Origin of the sequence: Algibacter aquimarinus, from assembly GCF_039543265.1 — a bacterium.
GTDB classification, from domain to species: Bacteria; Bacteroidota; Bacteroidia; order Flavobacteriales; family Flavobacteriaceae; genus Algibacter_B; species Algibacter_B aquimarinus.
This window is the reverse complement of the sequence record NZ_BAABJK010000002.1, coordinates 257,456-278,620: the sequence shown is the minus strand read 5'-3', so window position 1 is coordinate 278,620 and position 21,165 is coordinate 257,456. Positions and strand designations below refer to the sequence as shown.

Annotated in this window: 8 protein-coding genes; all 8 read left to right on the top strand. The window is 35.9% G+C overall.

Annotation, left to right across the window (positions count from 1 at the left end; genetic code table 11):
* Window positions 1-36: 36 nt before the first annotated feature.
* The 8 genes from ABD939_RS01110 (at window position 37) to ABD939_RS01075 (ending at window position 21,023) form a co-directional block, all read left to right on the top strand.
* Complete coding sequence (locus ABD939_RS01110) at window positions 37-2,799, top strand: glycosyl hydrolase (RefSeq protein WP_345163476.1); 2,763 nt, start codon at window positions 37-39, stop codon at window positions 2,797-2,799.
* A gap of 24 nt (window positions 2,800-2,823) precedes the next feature.
* Complete coding sequence (locus ABD939_RS01105) at window positions 2,824-6,846, top strand: glycoside hydrolase family 2 protein (RefSeq protein WP_345163473.1); 4,023 nt, start codon at window positions 2,824-2,826, stop codon at window positions 6,844-6,846.
* A 7-nt stretch (window positions 6,847-6,853) separates the two neighbouring features.
* Window positions 6,854-8,266 (top strand): L-fucose/L-arabinose isomerase family protein, encoded by a 1,413-nt coding sequence (locus ABD939_RS01100; RefSeq protein ID WP_345163471.1) that lies wholly within the window; start codon window positions 6,854-6,856, stop codon window positions 8,264-8,266.
* Window positions 8,267-8,386: 120 nt separating this feature from the next.
* Window positions 8,387-9,817, top strand: a complete 1,431-nt coding sequence (locus ABD939_RS01095; RefSeq protein ID WP_345163468.1) for an arylsulfatase — start codon at window positions 8,387-8,389, stop codon at window positions 9,815-9,817.
* A 26-nt stretch (window positions 9,818-9,843) separates the two neighbouring features.
* Window positions 9,844-12,723, top strand: coding sequence for a glycosyl hydrolase (locus ABD939_RS01090; protein WP_345163466.1), 2,880 nt, complete (start codon window positions 9,844-9,846; stop codon window positions 12,721-12,723).
* Window positions 12,724-12,735: 12 nt separating this feature from the next.
* On the top strand, window positions 12,736-16,017 hold the full coding sequence (locus tag ABD939_RS01085) for a glycosyl hydrolase (RefSeq protein WP_345163461.1): 3,282 nt from the start codon (window positions 12,736-12,738) through the stop codon (window positions 16,015-16,017).
* 50 nt (window positions 16,018-16,067) lie between these two features.
* On the top strand, window positions 16,068-19,547 hold the full coding sequence (locus ABD939_RS01080) for a glycosyl hydrolase (RefSeq protein ID WP_345163458.1): 3,480 nt from the start codon (window positions 16,068-16,070) through the stop codon (window positions 19,545-19,547).
* 81 nt (window positions 19,548-19,628) lie between these two features.
* Window positions 19,629-21,023, top strand: coding sequence for a sulfatase (locus tag ABD939_RS01075; RefSeq protein ID WP_345163455.1), 1,395 nt, complete (start codon window positions 19,629-19,631; stop codon window positions 21,021-21,023).
* Window positions 21,024-21,165 lie beyond the last annotated feature (142 nt).

Sequence of the window (21,165 nt, the reverse complement as noted above, 5' to 3'; positions counted from 1 at the left end):
TTAATTTTAAGTTCCTGTAGGACTCAAAATGATAAAATGGAAACTCAAGATTTATTCATGGGCTTTCAAAACCCACCAGCTGAAGCACGTCCTTTTGTGCGATGGTGGTGGAACGGAAATAAAGTTAAGGCAAGTGAACTAGATAGAGAATTAGAGTCTTTACATAGTGTTGGTTTTGGTGGTGTTGAAATAAATCCTATTGCAATGCCTGTAGGTCCTGATAATAGCGATAAGTCCCTAGTTTGGATGAGTGATGTATGGATTGATATGGTAGTTCATGCCTGTAAGAAAACGAAAGATTTGGGTATGATTGCCGATATGATTGCAGGTACAGGTTGGCCTTTTGGGGGAGAGTTTCTTCAAGACAATGAAACGTCTCAACGTATGGTATCAGATCATATTCTTTATAAACAGGGTGCAACTATTGAAGTTGATGAAGCTAGATTGATAGAATTATTTAAAGACAAGCACAAAAACAATAGATCTCAAAAGCACATCAGTAAAAGAACAGCTTATAGATTGTCATTTGTAAAATTAGTGCCCGAAAATTGTAATGATACGAACCAAATAGTCGATTTAAAAAATCACATAGACGCCAACGGAAAAATATCTTATCAAATAGTACAAAAAGGTAATTATGTATTGTCCTATGGTTTAATTCAGCAAAATTTTAGAGATGTTACACTGGGTGCTCCGGGTGGCGCTGGTCCTGTAATGGACCATTATAAAAAGGAAATGACCTTGGCATATTTAAATCGGATGAAGAAAATATCTGAACGTTCAGGTATTCCGCTTAGTGATTTAATTCGAGCTATATTTTGTGATAGCATTGAAGTTTCTGGAGCGAATTGGACGGATGGTTTTGAGCATCTGTTTTTTGAGGCCTATGGCTATAAACTAGATAACTGGCTGCCCTTTGTTTTTTATCAAGCTAATGGCAACTACTCACAAGGAACCTATTCTGAAAATTTTACTCCTGAGTTCAAAGACCAATTAAAGCGTGTACGCTACGATTATAATAAGTTATTGGTTGAAGTTTTTTTGAAAAACTTCACACAGACGTATAAAGATTTTTGCGAAGACAATAATATTCTTTGCCGCTATCAAGCATACGGCACTCCTTTTTTAATGGGTATGTTAGATGGTTACATGATTCCAGATATACCCGAGAGCAACAATTGGATTTATACCGTTGAGATGAAAGATTCTGTTTGGGATTGGAACCAATCTCACGGCTATATGATTTGGAATATGTATGCTTCAGCGGGAGCGCATCTAACAGATAAAAAGATTACAAGTTGTGAAACCATGACCAATCTGGGAGGTGTATTTAAAGCAACCCTAGAGGAAATAAAGCAGCATGATGATATGAATTTCATAACCGGAATAAATCATTCTGTGTTACACGGTTATAATTATTCGCCACCAGAAGTGGAATTCCCTGGTTGGATACGTTTTGGGGCTTATTTTAGTGAGCAAAACACCTGGTGGAAACACTTGTCTAATTGGATAGATTATAATTCTAGATTATCTTATGTTTTTCAAAACTCTCAAGCCGATAAATCTATTGCAATCCTAGGTCCAACCGCTGACCTATGGGGAGATAAAGGTTTAGCAAGAACGCCTTTCCATATGGAGCCAGAGTACTTGTATAGATTATGGGAACCAATAAGTCAATTAGGATATTCTGCTGAGTATATTAATCAAGGTGTTCTTGAAAGCGCTACTATAAATGAAGAAGGAATTACCTATGGTAACATGACCTACAAATTATTAGTTTTTGCCAGTTTAAAATCATTAAGTCCTAAGGCAGCAGAGAACATCAAGCTATTTGTAGAATCCGGAGGTAAAATTATTGTCATAGATCAATTGCCTATGAAGTCTTTACATTTTTCAGAATATGTAAAAAACGATGACTTAGTTAATAATACCATGACAGGTTTATTGGCTAATTATCCTGAATCAGTAATCCAAGTGAAACAACCGGAGTCCATAGACGCTTTATTCAACTGGACAAATGATGTTCTGAAAACAACCCAATTGGAAGCTGATGTCGTGATAAGTAACCCCACTGAAAACGTATATCAAATTCATCAATATACCGATGAAAAAGATATTTATTTCTTCACCAATGTACACCGTTATAGCACAACATCATTTGACGCTAAATTTCCTGTTGATGGCAAATATCCATATATCTGGAATCCTGAAACAGGAGAGAAAAAGCCTTATTATTTTGAGTCAAATTCAAATGAGTTAAGTGTTACTTTAAACCCTTTGGAATCCCTTCTACTAGTTTTTGGAGATGATAAACCTGCAGAAAAAGCTATTGAAGTTGTGGCTAAAATAAAAGAATCTAAAGTGCTTGATGTTCATTGGAAAGTCATTGGCAAGCGAAAAGATGAAAAAGTGTTTACTTGGGATATGCCTACGCTTATTGATTTCAGTAAGTCAACAGATAGTACTCAAAATACTTTTGGTGGCGAAATTGTTTACAAAACAACGATAAATAATGCAGAAGGTTTCACTCATTTAGATTTAGGAAATGTAAATGAAGGTGTCACAGAATTGTATGTGAACGGACAGAACGTTGGAAAACGCTGGTACGGAAAAGCGGTCTATTCAATTTCAGATTACCTCAAGAAGGGAGAGAATGCCATTGAAATTCATTATACAACCGTTTTAGCTAATTATGCCAAATCTCTTAAAAACAATAAGATGGCGTTTGAATGGACAAAGCGATATAAAGATTTGGTGCCAACAGGTATAGAAGGACCAATAACTTTAATTAAGAAATAAAGACAGTCTAAAAAAATAAAACGAATGAAAAAATTGAACCAGATTCTTTTTGTAGTTATTGTAATTTCTGTTGAGGTGCTTTTTGCCCAAAGCGCAGATTATCATATAAAACGTTTGGTAGGTAACCAGAATTTGGAATGGTTAAATACGATTAGTGATAAATTACCTGTTTATAACGTCGAGTTTATAAAGCGACAAGCACCTGGATTTAATCAAGCAGATGCTCATGCAAGAACTCAGATGGTGTTAAATAAGCCTTGGACTTTTTTTAAAAATCAAGAGAAGCACATAAAAAATACTCCTGAACTAGTTTCAGTCCCTCATGCTTTTGATAAAGGTAGAGCATACCATTCCGCATGGTATTGTTCCAAATACAATGTAGATAAACAAAAGAATAAACGCTATTTTTTAATGTTGAGCCGGGTAGATTTAATAAGTGGCGTCTACATAAATGGGAAAAAAGTGGGGTCTCATATAGGTTCTTATACGCCCTTTGAATTTGATGTTACAAATCATATTGAAAAAGGTGAAAATACCATTGCCATTTTTGTCTACGATAAAAGCGGCGCAGTAGATGGTAATCGTTTAATTACGCAAGTTGGTCCTAACTATATGAAGGTAGATGAAAACAGGTTTAAACATCCTGGAGGTATAGATGATGTACCAATATTGGAAGAAAGGAGCCCTCAATATATTCAGGATATTTTTGTAAAGACCTCTACTCGTTTAAACGAAATTGAGGTTGAATTTGAGATCAATAGAGAGCTTAATTCTAATAAACAAAAAGTCTCTTTTGAAGTTTTTAAATGGCCAAATGGTGAAAAAGTAGATTTAAAAATCCCAGATGTAGAGCTTGGTAGTATTAAAAATGGCGTAAACTCAATAAAAACGAAATGGAAAAACCCTGAGCCTTGGAGTCCAGATCATCCCAATTTGTATGTTTTAAAAACGACTTTAAAAACGAACTCAGGAATAGATGTTATAGAGACTCGTTTCGGTTTTCGTGAGTTTTGGATTGAAGGTAAAACGTTTATGTTAAATGGCGTACCAACTAAATTACGAGGAGAGTCTCATTATCATTTATTTCGTAGTGGTGTAGATTTTCATCGTGAAGTTTTTAAAATGCATAAAGAGTTGTTCGAATCTAATGCATGCAGAGTTCATGCATTTATGCCGCATCCAGATATTTTTTTGGGAGCAGATGAAGCAGGTGTTTTAATAGTAAATCAATCTGCTGTTTGGTCAGTAAATGGTCAATTATACGCTAGAGGAGGCGATGAATTATTAGACAATCTTGAACGCGAGTATGAGGCATGGGTGAAGCGCGATAGAAATTCTCCATCGGTTGTTATTTGGGATATAGAAAATGAAATGTTGCGTTTTGATTTTGATTTGCACTTGCCTTGGATTTCAAAACTGCCAGATTTTGTCAAAAAGCATGATGATACACGTCCTATAAATCTATCAGGTGCAGGATGGTTTAGTCCGAATCAAGATATGGTGTCTTTGCACATGCAGGACCATTATGCTCGCATCATGAACGACTGGAAAACAAAAGACAACAGACCTTTGATCACTGGAGAGTTTTGGGTAGGAGCAAGAGCAGACCAACGCTTGCCTAGTGCACCCGAAATCACATCGGTACACGAAAGATATGTAGAAGAAGCTGCGGCTTATGAGCGTAATATTTTAGAAATGCGTTATTTTGGAATTTCAGGCTTTATGCCATTTAGAATTTCAATTCTTGGTTTAAAACAGAGGCCACATTCAGCAGAGGGTTATGAATTTACAGCACCCAATAATTTGGAAAAAGAAAAGCGTCAAAACGATGTGATCATAAAATTAAGGCATGCTTTACAACCCGTGACGACATTCTTTTGGCCTCGTGAAAAATATTGTGATGCCAACCAACCATTTCAACGCGAATTGGTTATTTGTAATGATAGCGAAACAAAAGACCAATTCGAGGTTGAATGGAAATGGGAAGGTCATGAAGGTAAAAAGCAGTTATTAGACATAGTGCCAGGTGAGCAAAGAAAAATAAAGATCAAAGCCATAGCACCAAAATCGGCTACAAGTATTATCGCGCTGTTAAAAAAGAAAGAGAAAATCTTATCTGCCGATACTATTTCAATACATCCAATACAACAAAAAAAGACTAAGTCAACGCAATCTATTCGCGTTTTTGATGATGCAGAATTGGCGAATAAACTTTTAGCAGCTGGATATAAGGCCACAACCAATAAAATAATACCCAATGCAAAGGAGAAGGTGCTTTGGGTAATTCCTGAGCATGCTAGTAATAGAGCACTCGAAGCCTTAAAAGGCGATATTTTAAATTACTTAAATGAAGGTGGCAATATATTATGTTTAAAACAAGAGCAAGTGCCCACATGGTTTCCTATAAAATTTCAATTTTGGTCGGCTAATTTAGTACATCTACATTCTTATGCAGCTATGGGGTGGGAAGGATTGAATAAAGATTTACGCTATGCTAAGTTCGCTACTGTTTTAGCGCCTAAGCATCCTGTTTTTGAGGGTATTACCAATACATCATTACACCTATGGAATACTTTTGATGGTCGAGTGGCAGATGATGCTTATTCCCGCCCAAGCAGTATCGATAAGTATGAATCAGGAAATTGGAGACCATTGGCGGCTTCAGCAAAAAATACGCAAATGAGTTTAGCTGAAATCTTTTATGGTAAAGGAACATTATTGGCGTGTCAACTTCATGTAATTGATAATTTAGAAAACCCTCAAGCAAAACGCTTATTTGATAATGTGCTTAGCTACTTAGCAAACAAAGAGGCAAAACAACTTGATGGAGAAGTTGTTCTCGAAGGTTCCATTTCTCCTGAAATGATATCTAGAATAACAGGTGCTAACAATCAAAACTTGATGGGTCATCAAGACACCAAATACATGTTTGCTTTTGAGGGGGCTAATCAGGAAAATATTAAAAAATGGGCAGAAAAAGGCGGCACAGTTGTGTTGTTTTCATCCAAAATAGCCAAAGGTTTTAGAGACATAGAAGTTTCTCCTGTTAAGGAAGATGTGAATTATATGGCCACTAAAATTAATAATCATCCTTTACTGGAAGGCATTTCTTCAGGGAATTTTAAGTCGACCATAACAGATGGTTATTTTAAAGGCATACCAAAAAATGCCAAAGTATTATTGCAAGGTTTTGAAAGTGACATGGGATTATGGCGAATTAAAGAAGCAGGACCTGTAATGATTTCAATACCTTATAAAAAAGGAGAAATTATCTTGTCAACGATAAATGTTGATGAAAAGTCTAGTAATGCTTCAAAGGAATTTTTAAGACAGCTACTTTCTAATATTAACGTGCCAATAGTTTATAAGGAATTAGGCCCTGAAATAACAACCATTAAAAAGACCGTTCCTATTAAGGTGGATGGAATATTAGATGAATGGTTAGATGATATGGAGGACCGTTTTGTTTCGCAATATGTACATGCACAACCTGTCTATTTAACGTCTCAACAGAAGGTAGAAGGACCTACGGCCTACGATTTAAAACTTTCTGGAATTAATTACTTTTTATGGAATAAAGAAGCGTTGCATATAGCGGGCGTTGTTTTTAGTGAAGAAAAAACAGCTATGTCAGGCATTAGATATGGTGCTGAAAAAGCATATGCACAACAAATACGATTCAATGATGATGTGATTGATGTTGTGTTTAAAAAAGGAAAACTATCTATAACAGTAAATGGACAAACCAATGATGTTATTGCGTTTGAAAACAGTCAGTTGGATTCAAAATATATGACTGATGCCACAAGTTTACAGTTTAGTTATATCAATGGAGGTGGAGAAATTACGACAGTTCCAAGTTTGGTAGGAGAAACCTTTGAGGTGAAAATTCCTTGGGAACAACTCAACAGTAAACCTAATAAAAAGAAGTTAAAAGTCATGTTGAACTTAAGCTCAAAGAGTACAACATTACAGCAGCCTATTACAGGGAATAAAGCAGATAAGGCATCATGGTTAGATTTTAAGTTAGATTATAATGATAAATAATTAAGAAATGATAAAAGTAGGATTATTTGGTATCGGTTTAGATACCTATTGGCCTCAATTTGATGGCTTATTAGAACGATTAGAGGGCTATCAAAAACAAGTAGCCGATAAGATGGAAAGCTTCGGAGCCGAAGTGATTAACGTAGGTTTAGTTGATTCTCCTGTAAGGGCAAGAGAAAAAGCACAAGTATTAAAAACTGAAGATGTCGATATGTTATTCTTATATGTCTCTACCTATGCCTTGTCATCTACGGTTTTGCCTGTGGTTCAAAAATTAGGATGCCCCGTTGTGATTTTAAATATTCAACCCGTGGCAGCTATTGATTACGAAAGTTTTAATAAACTTGGAGATCGTGGTAAAATGACAGGTGAATGGTTAGCGCATTGTCAAGCCTGTTCTGTGCCAGAGTTGGCTAATGTATTTAATCGTTCAGGAATAGATTATGAATTTGTCACTGGCTATTTAGATGAGCCAGCCGTTTGGGATGAGATTCATGATTGGATTGATGCAGCAAATGTTGCTAAGGTAATGGCAAATAATAGGCTAGGGGTTTTAGGACATTATTACTGCGGTATGTTAGATGTATATTCAGACCTTACAAAGCAATCAGCTGCTTTTGGCACACACATTGAAATTTTAGAAATGTGTGAGGTGAAAAAATATCGTGATGCGGTTACCGATGCTGAAGTGGAAGAGAAAATAAAGGAATTCCAAAGCACCTTTGAGGTTATAGATGCCTGTGAACAGTCTGAATTGGTCCGTGCTGCAAAAACATCAATTGCCCTAGATAAATTGGTAGAAAACCACAATTTAGGGTCTATGGCCTATTATTACGAAGGGGAAACCGCTAACGAATATGAAAATATAGTGACCTCAGTAATAGCAGGAAACACGTTACTTACGGGTAAAAACATTCCAGTTGCAGGAGAATATGAAGTGAAAAATGCTCAAGCCATGAAAATTATGGATGCCTTTGGAGTTGGTGGGTCTTTTTCTGAGTTTTATGCCATGGATTTTAATGATGATATTGTTATGCTTGGTCATGATGGGCCTGCACATTTTGCTATTGCTGAAGGAAATGTACAGTTAGTGCCATTACCGGTGTATCACGGTAAACCAGGAAAAGGGTTATCCATTCAAATGACTGTGAAACATGGCCCTGTAACCTTATTATCAGTTGTAGAAGGAAAAGACGATGTTTTTTTACTAGTAGCTGAAGGGGAATCTGTTGAAGGGCCTGTTCTGCATATTGGAAATACCAACAGTCGTTACCGTTTTTCAATAGGAGCAAGAGCTTTTATGAACGAATGGTCTAAACAAGGGCCTTCGCATCATTGTGCTATTGGCGTAGGGCATATTGCCAATAAAATAGAAAAATTAGGAAATATTTTGAATTTACGAGTAGTACACATTTGTTGATTAATATTGTGAATATTAGCAACATGATTTTACAGGATAGTATTAGAATTAAAGATAATTAATTTTGTTTTTATTAATAGCTTCTCGCATAATTAACTGTTAAAAAAATAAGGTCTTAGGATGAAAATATTTAAAACGAATTATCTAATACTCATATTGGTCTTGTTTTCATTAATGTCAAGTTGTAAAAGTGAAACAACTAATAAAAATACAAAAGTAGCTACAAAACCCAACATTATTTTTATCCTAGCTGACGATCTTGGTTATGGAGATCTAGGATTTAATGGTCAAGACAAAATAAAAACACCAAATATTGATAAATTGGCCGCTAAAGGCATGGTATTTACGAATCACTATACGGGATCAACTGTATGTGGACCTTCGCGTGCTGTTTTGATGACGGGTAAACACACTGGACATAGTACTGTTAGAGGTAATCCAAGATGGACGGCCAGTGGAACTCCGGTTGATTTAAGTGAAAAAGATGTTACTGTTGCAGAAGAATTAAAACGTGCAGGATATGCTACTGGAATTGTTGGGAAATGGGGATTAGCGGAAAATCTTTCAGATGGTGTGCCTAACAAACAAGGGTTCGATTACTTTTATGGATTCAATCAACATTCTCCTGCTCATCATTATTACCCTAAAAGTGTATTTGAAAACGAAACACGGGTTGCGATAGAAGGTAATGACCCTCAAAATAAAAAAGGGGAACACATCCATTATTTAATAAATGAAAAGGCAACAGATTTTATTAATAATAATCATAAAAAGCCGTTCTTTTTGTATTTGACTTATACTATTCCACATTTTGAGTTAACTATTCTTGAAGAAGAAAAAGAGCAGTACAAAAATTTGGGATGGCCTAAGCGGAAAATGATACCGGGGCATTATCGTCATGATGAAGATGGTCATATTACTTATGCAGCAATGGTTTCTACCATGGACAGACATATTGGTAACCTTATCGAAGAACTCGAAAATCTTGGTGTAGCTGAAAACACGTTAGTTATTTTTTCTAGCGACAATGGTCACGAATACGATGATTTGAAAAACGAATTTTTTAATAGTAATGATGATTTTAAGGGGCATAAACGCGATTTGTATGAAGGTGGAATTCATACACCTTTTGTCGCCTACTGGCCTAGTAAAATCAAAGCAGGAACAAAAACGAATCATATATCTTCGTTTTGGGATTTTTTACCAACAGCATGTGAGTTAGCAGGTATAACACCAAGTGATGAAATAGATGGTGTTTCCTATTTGCCTACACTTTTAGGAAATAATGAAAAGCAACAAAAACATGATTATTTGTATTGGGAATTTAATGAAAGACAAGGCCCTATTCAAGCAGTTAGAAAAGGCAAATGGAAAGCTGTTAAATTTAAAGATAAACCAATAGAAATTTACAACTTAAACCAAGATATCGGCGAAAATAATAATTTGGCTAACGTAAACCCCAATAAGGCTCTAGAGTTACTTTATCTTATTAATAATTCGCGCACTGAACATTCAGAATTCCCTTTGGTAAAGAAGACACAGAAACAATAATTATTTACTTAAAGTTTGAGTTATTTATGAAAAACAAAACTTTTATTTTATTTGTAATCATTATCTGCATTGAGTTACTTCTACTTGTTACTTCATGTCGAAAAATATCAAACCCAAGTAATTCTGAAATTAAAGCTCTTGAAGAAAACTTCAAAAACCCACCTCATGAGGTAAGACCACAGGCCTGGTGGTGGTGGTTACAAACTCCTACAAACAAAGAAGCCATTACGAGAGACCTAGAAGAAATGAAAGCAAAAGGCTTATCTGGTTGTATGGTGTTAGACGGTGGTGTTGGTCCTTTTGGTCCTCGTAAATGGAAAAAGAAGACTATTATTGATACTACAGAAATTAGATACGAAATTACAGATGAGTACAAAGGCGGAAGCTTGAGTCAACCCAATGATAAAATGGAAACATGGTCTAAACCTTGGCGAGACATGGTTCGTTTTGCTTCTCTTGAAGCTGGAAGGTTAGAACTAGATTTTGGTGTTTTTATTGGGCCTGCGGGATGTGCTGCACCATGGGTAACTCCCGATTATGGTCAACAAGAGCTGGTTTGGAGTGAACTATCAGTTGAAGGAGGGAAAAGGATCAACCAAGAATTTCCAAAACCTAATCTTCCTGTTCAAACAAAAAGACAACGAGAAAATCAAACGGTAAAAGACGCACAAAATACTTTTTACAATGAGATTGCAATTTTGGCTTTACCTGATAAGAAAACACCCTCGATAAACGAAATAATAAATATAACCGACAAGCTTGATGAAAAAGGTCATTTAAACTGGAATGCACCAAAAGGGTATTGGCGTATTATTCGTTTCGGTTACCGCCCAACTGGTCGTAATTTAGGGGGTGTTTTTTATATCGACCATTTAAGTAAAGAGGCATTTGATTTGCATTGGAAAAATACGGTTGGAACCCTGTTAGATGAGATGAGTCAAGAGGAAAGAAAAGCTTTTAAATATGTAGAATGTGATAGTTGGGAAGCAGGTGATCCTAACTGGACGAAACATTTTTCAAAAGAATTTAAAAATCGTCGTGGATATGATATTATAAAATACATGCCGGCATTGATCGGAGTTAATATTGAATCTATTGAAACAACAGAACATTTCTTAAATGATTTTAAACTAACGATTAGCGATCTAATTTCTGAAAACCATTATGGTAGACAACAAGAAATTGCACATAAACATAATTTAGAATCTTATGCTGAAGCTACAGGACCTCATCAATACCAAGCCGATTTAAAAAAATGTGTGAGCAAATGCGATGTAGCTATGGGAGAGTTTTGGATGCCATCACCTCATAGAGAAAAACCTAGTGGTCGATTTTTAGTACGCGAAGCCGCAACTGCAGCACATACCTATGGTATCAAAAAAGTATTTGCCGAATCGTTTACTTCCGTTGGGCCGAATTGGGAAGTCTCTCCTTTTCAAATGAAAGCAGCTGCAGATCAAGCATTTTGTGACGGACTCAATTGGATATGCTTTCACACGTATACACATCGTCCTTCTGTTACTGATGTTCCTGGTTTGACACATAGTGCGGGTACTCATTTTGATAGAACGAATACATGGTGGAATCAATCAATGCCTTTTGTTAATTATCTTTCTCGTTGTTCTTATATGCTTCAACAAGGTTTGTTTGTGGCAGATGTGTTGTTTTATAACGGACATGGTTTGCGCTCAGGTGCTGATGCATTTGAATGGAAAGATGGTATGAAAAATCCACCCGAAAGTTTAGGAGAAGGTTACGATTATGACAAGTGCAACGAAGAGGTTTTGTTAAGCAGACTAGAATTCAAAAATGACAAACTGGTGTTGCCTGATGGAATGAACTATAAGGTTTTGGTTATTGACGAAAAAACACCGGTATCGCTAAAAGCATTGAAAAAAATTGTGAAACTTGCAGAGCAAGGAGCAACCGTTGTGGGTAAAATAGAATATTCAATGTTGGGTACTACAGATGATCTTCATGAGTATCAAAATTTGATTAAGCGCATTTGGGGTAATCTCGAAAAGGGAGAACATAAAATTGGCAAAGGGAAATTTGTTTGGAATAAAACCATAAGAGAAGTCTTGCTAAATAAAAACATTCTTCCAGATTTTGAATGTACTGGATTAAGTGATACTGGGGTTATCGATTTTATCCACCGAAAAACAGAAGACGCTGATATCTATTATGTTGCCAGTAAATGGCAACCTACTGAAAAAGTATCTTGTAGTTTTAGAGTGATTAACAAACAACCCGAGTTATGGAATCCTATTACTGGAGAAACGCGTCTTTTGACCAATTTTAAAGTTGAAAATGGACAAACCATTATCCCTATGGAATTTGGTCCCTCTAGTTCTTATTTTGTAGTTTTTAAAGAACCGATATCAACACAAAATTCGGATTCAAACTGGCCTCAACTTAAAACAGTTCAAAACATTGAAGGGGCGTGGAATTTGAGTTTTGATAAAAATTGGGGAGGACCAGAAACAATTGTTTTTCCAAATTTAGTAGATTGGTCGAAACACGACATCTCAGGAATTAAGTATTATTCTGGTACTGCCACATATCGTAAAACTTTCAACATGGTTTCTTTAAATGAAAATCAACAGCTTTACCTAGATTTAGGACAGGTGCATGAGTTGGCTCGTGTTAAACTAAATGGTATTGATTTAGGAATTACTTGGTCAAAACCATACCGCGTAAACATGACATCGCACGTAAGAGCAAAAGGCAACACTTTAGAAATAGATGTTGTAAACCTCTGGCCAAATCGACTAATTGGCGATGCCTTTTTACCAGAAGAAGAACAATTTACTAAAACCAATATCAGGAAGTTCACTAAAGCAACACAGCTTTTGCCTTCTGGATTAATTGGTCCCGTACAAATCTTAACAACAGAAACTAATTAATTTATCTTGATTATGAAACGATATTTTTCAATTCTAATGCTATTTGTTTTGACTATGTCTTCTTGTAAAAAAGACGAAGTAGCATCTATAACGCCTCAAGAATATGCCAATTTAAAAGAGGAGTTTATCAATCCACCTGATTCAACAAAACCAGGAATATATTGGTATTTTTTAAGTGGTCATATATCTAAAGAGGGCATTACTAAAGATTTAGAAGCCATGAATGCCGTTGGTATCGGAGAGGTTTTTATTGGGGATATATTTTACATGCCTCCTTCAACCAATCCACATGGATTAAGTTATGATACACCAATGGGGAACACGCCTTCACTAAGCGATAAATGGTGGGATTGTATGCGTCATGCGATAAGTGAGGGTACGAGATTAGGGATGAATATTAGTTTTTTCAACTCACCGGGGTGGAGTCAGTCTGGTGGCCCATGGGTAAAAGAAGAACAGGCTATGCGCTACTTGACGTATTCTGAAACCGTTGTTTCTGGCGATAAAAGTATTGAGATAGCACTAGAAAAGCCAAAAGAATTCTTTCAGGACGTATCGGTTTTAGGGTACCCAATTCATCAAAAGCAATCGGCCACACCTAAAATCAAGGCTCTAAACTGTAAAGCTTCAGCATTGAAAAACTTGCTAGATCAAAATAAATCCACAGTAACCACTTTCAGTAATAATGGACAAGAACCTTTAATCTTAGAGGTTTCATTTGATAGGCCTATCACAGCAAGAAGTCTAACGGTTAGCCCAACAAAAATGCACTTTACATCGCATATTGAAGTGCAAGTCTTTGAAGATGGGAAATTCAAATCCGTAAAGAAAAGGCTTTTTGATCGTGCTTTTAGTTTGCCTGGGCGTGGTCCTATACCCGATGCAGATATGATTATGACATTGAATCATATTGAAGCTCAAAAATTTAGAATTGTAATGGACAAAGTGCCTGCTGATTTTGAATTGACAGGAATACATATTTCTGAAGATTATAAAATTGAACATGGGAATGAAAAATGGCTCAATAAAATGGCCAATAGAGGGGTTCCTGGATGGGATGTGTTTCAATGGAAAACACCGGAATACAGTGAGCAACAAGACGTATTAAACACTGATAAAATTATAAACTTAACCGAACATTTTGATGGTAAGGTGCTAAAATGGGATAATGCACCTGCAGGGCAATGGAAAATATTGCGCATAGGCATGACACCTACAGGGCAAACTAACCGACCTGCAACCCCTGATGCTCGTGGCCTTGAAGTAGATAAATTAAGTACAAAAGCATTGCGTTCTCACTTTGATGCTTATATGGGGAAAATGATTAAGTCAATGACACCAGAAGAGCGCAAATCTCTAAAACGTGTTATTGCAGATAGTTATGAAACGGGGCCACAAAACTGGACAGATGATATGAAGGAATCCTTTGAACAAACCTATGGCTATGACCCTACACCTTGGTTGGCAACACTTACGGGAAACATAGTCAATTCTGCCGAAGAATCGGACCGTTTTTTGTGGGATATACGTCGGTTAATAGCAGATAAGGTTGCCGATGAATATGTGGGCGGATTAAGAGATATTTGCGAAGAATATGGTGTTTCTATGTGGCTTGAAAATTATGGGCATTTTGGTTTTCCTTCTGAATTTCTAAAATATGGTGGACGTGCCGATGAAATTGGTGGTGAATTCTGGATTCATCGTCAAGGACCCGAATCTAAACTTGCCGCATCTGCGAGTCATATTTATGGTAAAAACCGAGTCTATGCAGAGTCTTATACTTCACGTGAAGTCCCTTTTTCGGTAAGCCCTGTTAGGTTAAAGAAATCAGGAGATTGGAGTTATACACAAGGCGTGAATCAAGGTATTCTACATGTATATATTCATCAGCCTTATGAAGACAAATTCCCTGGTATGAATGCTTGGTTTGGAACGGAATTTAATCGAAACAACACTTGGTTTGCGCAAAGCAAAGAGTGGATTACTTATCAACGTAGAAATTATTTCCTGTTGCAACAAGGTAAACATGTTGCCGATGTTTGCTTTTATATTGGCGAGGAATCTCCTAAAATGAGAGGATGGGTCGATCAAAATCTATCTGCTGGTTATGAATATGATTTTATCAATGCTGAAATCATCACAGAACAGACAAAAGTAGAAAACAGTAGATTGGTTTTGCAAAGTGGCGCAAGTTATGGCGCATTGGTATTGCCTCCTTGGAATACCATGCGCCCTAAAGTTTTAAAAAAACTTAAAGATTTGGTTGAACAAGGTGCTACCTTAATTGGTCTGCCACCTGAAAAATCTCCTAGTTTTCAAAATTATCCAAATTGTGATATTAAGGTACAGCAACTGGTTAAGGAATTATGGGGAGAGAGACAACCAAAGGCTAAAGACTTTTTCCACCATAAATTTGGCAAAGGAAATGTGTATGCCAACGGAAATATTAATGAGATTTTAAACAAACATCAAGTCTATGAAGATTTGATATTCCCTGATTCATTAAATGTAAAATGGATACATCGTAAGTTAAAGGGGGCAGACATTTATTTTATAACCAATCAAGGAGATACCCAAGTGACTTTTGATGCTTCGTTTAGAATTGCTGGTAAAAGTCCAGAACTCTGGTCTGCGCTTGATGCTACATCTCGAAAATTACCCATGTATAGTAATGAAGAAGAACGTACTATTGTTCCTTTAAGTTTTAATGTGAATGATAGCTACTTTATTGTTTTTAGAGAGCAAGGCCATGGAATAAAGAAAAATCTATCCGTAGCACAAAATTTCGAAGCCGAAAAACCATTGAAACAATTAAGTGCATTATGGGATATTCAATTTAAAAATGAATGGTTAGAAACCGATTTTACATTAGAAAAACAGCCGTTATTTGACTGGACTACTTCTTCTGATGAAAAAATTAAATATTTCTCTGGAACTGCAACATACACCACTTCTTTTGAATTAACCGAGGAGGAATCAAAAAAGGCAATCGCTTTAAACTTTGAAAACATTGGTACTATAGCAACCGTCAGACTCAACGGGAAAGAATTAGGAACACTATGGACAACCCCTTATCGCATTTCTATTGAAAACACTGTTGTTCAAGGTACAAATACACTTGAAATTGATGTTACAAATAATTGGATGAACCAAATGTTGTGGCAAAACAAGAAACCTCAACACAAAAGAGACACCTGGGTGCTAGCAAATACTCTTGAAAAAATGCCCAACAACGGCATCATGTCATCAGGTGTTTTCGGTAAAGTATGGGTGTCAACTAGAAATATTGAATAAAATATATAGATATGATGAGTAATCAAATGCTCAATAACAAAATTAGAAGTATGATAAGTAGAATCATTTTTGTAGCGTTAATGCTTAGTTTGTTTACCTCAGCTTTTCAAGCTCAAAATACGTCATTGGAACAGAACTTTCAAAACCCTCCACCTTCAGCAAAGCCACAAACTATTTGGTTTTGGATTAATGGAAATGTAACAAAAAAGGGAATAACCGCCGATTTGGAAGCCATGAAAAATGTAGGCATTCAAGGTGCCATTCTTTTTAATGTGAGTTTGGGAAATCCTGAAGGTGTGGCACCTTATTTAAGTCCAGAGTGGCTGGAACTCTTTAACTATGCAGGATTGGAAGCTCAACGTTTAGGGCTTGATCTAGGTTTTCATAATGGTGCTGGTTGGTCTTCCTCTGGAGGGCCTTCAATTACCCCAGAATATGCCATGCAAGAACTGGTTTATACAGAAACGATACATCAGGGAGCCACAGTATTTAAAGGTAACTTAGAACAACCTGAAACCAAATTGGGATTCTACAAAGATATTGCTATACTGGCTTTTCCTAAACCCAAGAGTGATGTCCGTATTGATGAATTAGAAATAAAAACCCTTTCTCATAAAGTTCGTAGTCATTTAAACCCTGATGATAAACCTATTTCTGATTTGGCAGTAGTAAAAAAAGGAGACATTATTGATTTAACATCGAAGCTTAACAGTGATGGTTTTTTAGAATGGAATGCACCTACAGGAGATTGGGTTATTTTAAGAATTGGACATACGCCAACAGGTGAAATGAATCGTTTTCCAAGTGATGGAGGTCGTGGTTTAGAATGTGATAAAATGAATAAACAAGCGGTTGATGTATTTTGGGATGGTAGTATTAAACCCATAATAAAAAAGCTAGACACACTTGTTGGTACCACTGTTAAAAGATGTCATATTGATAGTTATGAAGTTGGAACAACAAACTGGACTTCCAATTTCGGCGAAGCATTCAAAAGACTGCGTTCTTATGATTGTCGTTCATATTTGCTCGCTTTGGCTGGTTATTACGTGGAGAGTGGAGAAGAAACCGAGCGGTTTCTATGGGATTTCCGTCGTACCATAGGTGATTTAATCGCTGAAAATTATTACGGACGCTTTGCTGAACTCAGTCATAAAAACAACATGTTGCTTTCTATTGAGCCTTATTGGGGACCGTTTGATAATATGCAAGTTGGAGAAACCGCAGATATGGTTGTGTCTGAGTTCTGGAGCGGAAGCCTTGCCTTTTTTGACTCGCCTAAATTTGTGGCCTCTATTGCCAAATTAAATGGAAACCCGATTGCTGAGGCAGAGTCTTTTACTGGCATGGGAGGTTGGGATCAGCATCCAAGTACACTTAAAGCCATGGGAGATTTAGCATGGGCACAAGGGATTAATCGTTTTGTATTTCATAGTTATGTACATCAACCTTGGGATGTTGGTCCTGGGTTGACATTACAAGTATTTGGAACCGACTTTAATCGTTTAAATACGTGGTGGAACCAAAGTAAACCGTTTGTAGATTATATCAGTAGAGGTCAGTTTTTATTACAACAAGGGACATCAGTAGCTGATGTATTGGTGTTTACAGGAGAAGCATCTCCCAATGACGCCTTATTAATGCCAGAAATAAAAAAATTAGGATATGATTATGATGTGATTGGGTCTAACAAGATAAAGGCATTAACGGTAGAGGAAGGTTTAGTTTGCACATCGGTTGGTGAAAAATATCAAGCTTTAGTGTTACCTTCAAACGAATGGATGACACCAGAAACGCTTGCTAAAATTGAAGAACTGACTGAAAATGGAGCTTTAGTTATTGGCTCAAAACCTAACAAATCTCCAAGTCTTAAAAAGAATTCTGAATTTGATGAAAGCGTCAAGCAAATGGCCGATAGATTATGGGATAAAGGACTCGTAAAAACGCATTCTATTGTAGATGTTTTGAAGAATGGAGCATTGCCTCCCGATTTTTTTATTGAAGAAGAAAGTCAGGAATCCATAGATTTTATTCACAGAAAAACAGAAGACACCGACATTTATTTTGTAGTAAATTCTAAAAAAGAAAGTCGAGAGTTAGCCTGTCGTTTTCGAGTATCAGGAAAACAACCTGAGCTTTGGAATGCCGAAACCGGAGAAATAACTAAGGCCACAATATGGCAGAAAAATGATGATGGGACTACAACAGTATCGATAGCGTTTGAGCCAGAAGGTTCTGTGTTTGTGGTTTTTAGAAATCCGACACATTCAGATCAACACATTGTAAATGCTGAAATGAAGTTGAAAAATCCAGTGGTAACGCTCCTTTCAAACTTGAAGATTATCAAAGCAGAATTTGGAACATTTTTACCTGATGGTTTGGTTGATGTTACGAAGGTCGTTGCAAACAGGATTCAAAATAATGGATTAAATATACACGCGACTAGAGAACTTTCTATAGGAGATCCTGCCCCTGGTTACAAAAAAGAATTACGCATTCAATATAAAATAGGAGAAGCGATTTTCGAAAAAAATGCCATGGAAAGAGAATGGTTAGAAATAGAGGCTACAAACAGCGGGGAATTAATAGTCTTAAAAGCTGTCTTTGGAAAGTTTGCTAGAGGCGTTGATGGCATCCCCCCAAACAAACCAGTTTTTGATGTAACGGAAAAAGTAAAATCAATGGTAGCTTCTGGAGTATATGAAATTCCAGTAAATGATGGTTTTCTTGAAGGACAAGAGATTAAGACAAAGAATGCCTTACGCGTTAGTTTCACAACTAATAATGAAGAGAGAATGGTTACGGTTTCCAATGGCGGTTTATTAAAATTGACTCAAACAACATCAGAACCAAAATTAGTGTATAATAAGGGTAAACTGAATTTGGTTACGCCCTTTGCTGGTGAAATGACCTATGAATCTTCAAACGGAAAAGCCAAAACGTTAAAAGTGAAATCAGTTCCAGAACCTATTGAATTGATAGGGAATTGGAACGTCAGTTTTCCTCTAAAAGATAAAGTTGTTTTAGATAAAACTTTTAAGAATTTGATTTCATGGTCAGATGCTTCAGAAGAAGCTATTCGTTATTTTTCTGGAACAGCTAGTTATAAAAAAGAGTTTAAAATCCCTGCAAAACTTATAAAATCATGTTATTCTTTAGAATTAGATTTAAGTAATGTTAAGGTAATTGCAGAGGTGATTCTTAATGGAAGAAATCTAGGAATATTATGGAAAGCCCCATACAGGATAAATATTGATGACGCTGTTATAAAAGGCACCAATACACTTGAGATAAAAATTACAAATCTTTGGCCAAATAGATTAATTGGTGACGAACAATTACCCCTAGATTATGAACGGAAAGGACCGCATATAAAACAATGGCCAGAGTGGCTTTTAAATAATACTGAGCGTCCAACCGAGCGTGAAACACTGGCCGCTTTTAAACATTGGCATAAGGATTCAAAATTGTTGCCATCTGGTTTATTGGGGCCAGTAAAAATTGTGGTTTCTAAAAAGAAAGTATTATAGTATTTTAAATAAAATCAATTGAATTTGATTTTGAAACTATTTTTAATAATCTTTAACAAATTTGTAAAAACTAAAAAAATAATGCGAATATTTCCCTTGTTTATATTACTGCTGCTCTGTGTTGCGTGTAACACAAAAAAAAATGCTATAGCTCCCAATATCATTATTATAAACGTTGATGATATGGGCTGGAAAGATGTTGGTTTTATGGGAAGTGAATACTATGAAACTCCTAATATAGATTACCTATCTAGTTTAGGAATGGTATTTACAAATGGCTATTCATCTGCTTCCAACTGTGCGCCGAGTAGAGCTAATTTAATGACAGGGCAATGGGCACCACGTCATGGGGTTTATACAGTGAGTCCATCAACTAGAGGTAAATCTGAAGATAGAAAAATAATCCCTATAAAAAACACGCATACTTTATCACCAAAGCATTTTATTTTACCAGAGGTTTTGCATGAAAACGGATATCTAACTTGTCATGCAGGAAAGTGGCATTTAAGTGATAATCCTCTAGAATATGGATTTGATGTAAATATTGCTGGAGGTCATAATGGATTGCCTAAAAGCTATTATCCACCCTATAAAAATGTGAAGATAGAAAAAGGGAATAGCCAATATTTGACTGATTTGGTGATGGAAAATGCTTTAAAGTTTGTAGATACAATTCATAAACCATTTTATTTGAACTATTCGCCTTATGCAGTTCATGTGCCTATAATGCCAATAGACAGTATTGTTCCTAAATATGAGAAAAAAACACCTTGGGAAGGTCAAGGTAACGCGGAATATGCTTCTATGGTAGATAATCTAGATAGAAACATAGGACTACTTATCAATAAATTAAAAGAAAGAGATCTTTTTGAGAATACACTCATTGTGTTTACTTCAGACAATGGCGGTTTGTATGGAATTACGAAACAAAAACCATTAAGAGCAGGAAAAGGAAGCTATTATGAAGGTGGTATTAGAGAGCCTTTTTTCTTTGTATTAAATAGTAAGATTCAACCGAATACGAAGAGTGAAATTCCGATAACGAATTTAGATATTTTTCCAACGGTATTGCAATATGCTGGTATTGATGCTAGCTCACTTCAATTGGATGGTAATAATTTAGCACCAGTTTTAGAAAAAGAAGTAGAGGTTTTAGAACGTCCTTTGTTTTGGCATTTCCCTATTTATTTACAAGCTTATAATGTGAACGATAACGAAAATCGTGATCCTTTGTTTAGAACGCGTCCGGGTTCTGTGGTAAGAAAAGGAGATTGGAAATTGCATTATTACTTTGAAGATGACGAAGTTGAATTATATAATTTATCCGAAGATATTGGAGAAAGAAATAATCTAGTAGAAGTAAATCCTGAAAAAGCAGATGAATTATTAACGCTTTTAAAGGCTTGGTGGAAAGATACCAATGCGCCAATTCCAACAACTAAAAATCCAGATTATATAAATGTCAGTAATAATTAATGAAATTTAAACCAATCTAGAGTATTTATTAAGATTAGGAATTAATAAGCAAACAAAGATATTTTGTCTAAATACATAGTAAATACAAACAGATAATTCTGTCATGATACAACAGGACAGTTTAGTGTTCTTCAAAGTTTAA

Bases quoted from the DNA above. Each gene is read 5' to 3' on its own strand.
- ABD939_RS01105 (WP_345163473.1), top strand. From the start codon at position 2,824: ATGAAAAAATTGAACCAGATTCTTTTTGTAGTTATTGTAATTTCTGTT.
- ABD939_RS01095 (WP_345163468.1), top strand. From the start codon at position 8,387: ATGAAAATATTTAAAACGAATTATCTAATACTCATATTGGTCTTGTTT.
- ABD939_RS01085 (WP_345163461.1), top strand. From the start codon at position 12,736: ATGAAACGATATTTTTCAATTCTAATGCTATTTGTTTTGACTATGTCT.
- ABD939_RS01100 (WP_345163471.1), top strand. From the start codon at position 6,854: ATGATAAAAGTAGGATTATTTGGTATCGGTTTAGATACCTATTGGCCT.
- ABD939_RS01110 (WP_345163476.1), top strand. From the start codon at position 37: ATGGAAACTCAAGATTTATTCATGGGCTTTCAAAACCCACCAGCTGAA.
- ABD939_RS01090 (WP_345163466.1), top strand. From the start codon at position 9,844: ATGAAAAACAAAACTTTTATTTTATTTGTAATCATTATCTGCATTGAG.
- ABD939_RS01075 (WP_345163455.1), top strand. From the start codon at position 19,629: ATGCGAATATTTCCCTTGTTTATATTACTGCTGCTCTGTGTTGCGTGT.
- ABD939_RS01080 (WP_345163458.1), top strand. From the start codon at position 16,068: ATGATAAGTAGAATCATTTTTGTAGCGTTAATGCTTAGTTTGTTTACC.